Source organism: Caldisericia bacterium (assembly GCA_021158845.1).
GTDB lineage: Bacteria > Caldisericota > Caldisericia > B22-G15 > B22-G15 > B22-G15.
Genome location: JAGGSY010000119.1, coordinates 1 through 1,860 on the forward strand (window position 1 = coordinate 1; position 1,860 = coordinate 1,860).

Annotated in this window: 2 protein-coding genes; one reads left to right on the plus strand and one right to left on the minus strand. The window is 33.8% G+C overall.

The features are described 5' to 3' along the window. Positions 1-156 precede the first annotated feature (156 nt). Complete coding sequence (locus tag J7J33_04495; protein MCD6168547.1) at positions 157-1,458, plus strand: IS110 family transposase; 1,302 nt, start codon at positions 157-159, stop codon at positions 1,456-1,458. Between the two features lie 78 nt (positions 1,459-1,536). Here the strand turns inward: J7J33_04495 and J7J33_04500 are convergent. Beyond that, a partial coding sequence (locus J7J33_04500) for a hypothetical protein (GenBank protein ID MCD6168548.1) occupies positions 1,537-1,860 on the minus strand: 324 nt, incomplete at its 5' end.

The window sequence follows — 1,860 nt, forward strand, 5'->3', positions numbered from 1 at the left end:
CTATCAAAAATGAAAGAATAATTTTACCGACAGAATTGATAATAAGAAAAAGTGTAAAAAGATTACTATAATAAAAAAGGTCTTTGAAAATGGGAAAAATCTCTCTTAGTAAATCTGTCCTCTGTAGTAAAATATTGAATTAAAAAGGGGGGACAGATGATAAAGAGAGAGAAGATAGAATTGGTAAAGAAGCAAAAGATGATAGCAGGGATAGATATAGGAGAAGAAAGGCATTGTGTGCAGTTCATTGACAATTATGGGGAAGCGAAAGGGAAAGCGAAAAAGATAAGTAATAACAGAGAAGGATTTAAAAGAATAGAAGAGATGATAAATGGTTTTTCTGGAGTTGACCACAACATTCTGTTTAGTATGGAGCCTTCAGGAGATTACTGGAAGCCGTTGGCATATTATTTAAAGGATAAAGGATATAAGGTGGTAATAGTTAATCCATTCCATACAAAACAGATGAAAGAGCTTTTAGATAATACACAGAGCAAGAACGACATCAAAGATGCCTATTTAATAGCAGATTTATGTAAGCAGAGTAAATTTTTCCAACCCACTTTATCAGAAGGGATATATGCTGAATTAAGAGAGTTAAATTTAGCATGGAGGAGGACAAATAAATCTTTAATGCAAAGCAAGAATTATGTCAACAACTTTTTAAGTAAATATTTTCCCGAGTATAAGAGATGTTTTTCAGATATATATGGTAAAAGTTCAATTTACTGTTTAGAACATTTTCCTCTTCCGGAAGATATAAGGAGATTAGGGATAAAGAGATTAAATAGGATATTGAAGAGAGAAAGTAGAGGGAAATATAAAAGAGAAAAGATAGAGAGATTATATGAGAAAGCAAAGGAGTCCATAGGGATAAAAGAAGGGAGTAAAACAGCGAAAGGACATTTAAAAGAGATAATAAAAGATATAAAAGTATTGAAGGAGAGAAAAGAAAGGATAAAGGGAGAGATGAGGAATTATTTAGAGAAAACAGGATATAAAGAATATTTATTAAGCATCCCTGGTGTAGGAGTGACAATAGGGTCATTATTTTTAGGGGAGGTAGGAGATATAAGTAAATACAGGAATAGTTCACAGATAGAGAAACTTGCTGGATTGAACCTGGTAGAGAATAGTTCAGGGAAGAGGGAGAGTGGATTAGAGATAAGCAGAAGAGGGAGAGATTTACTAAGGTATGCAGGATATATGGCAGCGACAAATGGAATAGCAAAGAATCCCGAGATAAAGGAATTATACCGATATAAAATGAAATGGATAAAGAATCCAAAAGAAAATAAGATGAAAGTAATAACATCTATAGCAGCGAAGATGTTAAGGATAATGTTTTCAGTTTGTAAAAATAAGCAATATTATAAAAGAGAAGAAATAACAAGAAGGTGGCAGAGAGGCAGGGTGAGACCGGTCAACCCCCATAAGGCTATCTATGAAAATAGGTAGACACTGTAAGGTAAAGAATAGGCCGCCCTGCCTTTTCAAGATGCCCTTAGACACTGTATGAAGTAATGTAGGCCTTCGTCAAAGAGGCGAAGAGACCGTAAGAAATGAGAGGGTAAGGCTAAGGGCAAGGGTATAAATAAAAATAAAAAGATCTTTGAAAAGAAAAAAGAAAAGAAAAAAAGAAAAAATAAATCTTGACAGATTTATTAAGAGAGGAGGTGAGCCAGACACAAAAATCTTGACAACCGCCCACCTCCTTACCCATTTCCTTACTACATTCCGGGAAGTCCTCCATAAATAAGCTGTTTTTTTAATACTTCCTGTTTTTTGATAACTTTCAATTAACATCTTCCTGGCCTGGTATTTGTCTATTTCCCACATTTTTTTATATAATATCTCCAT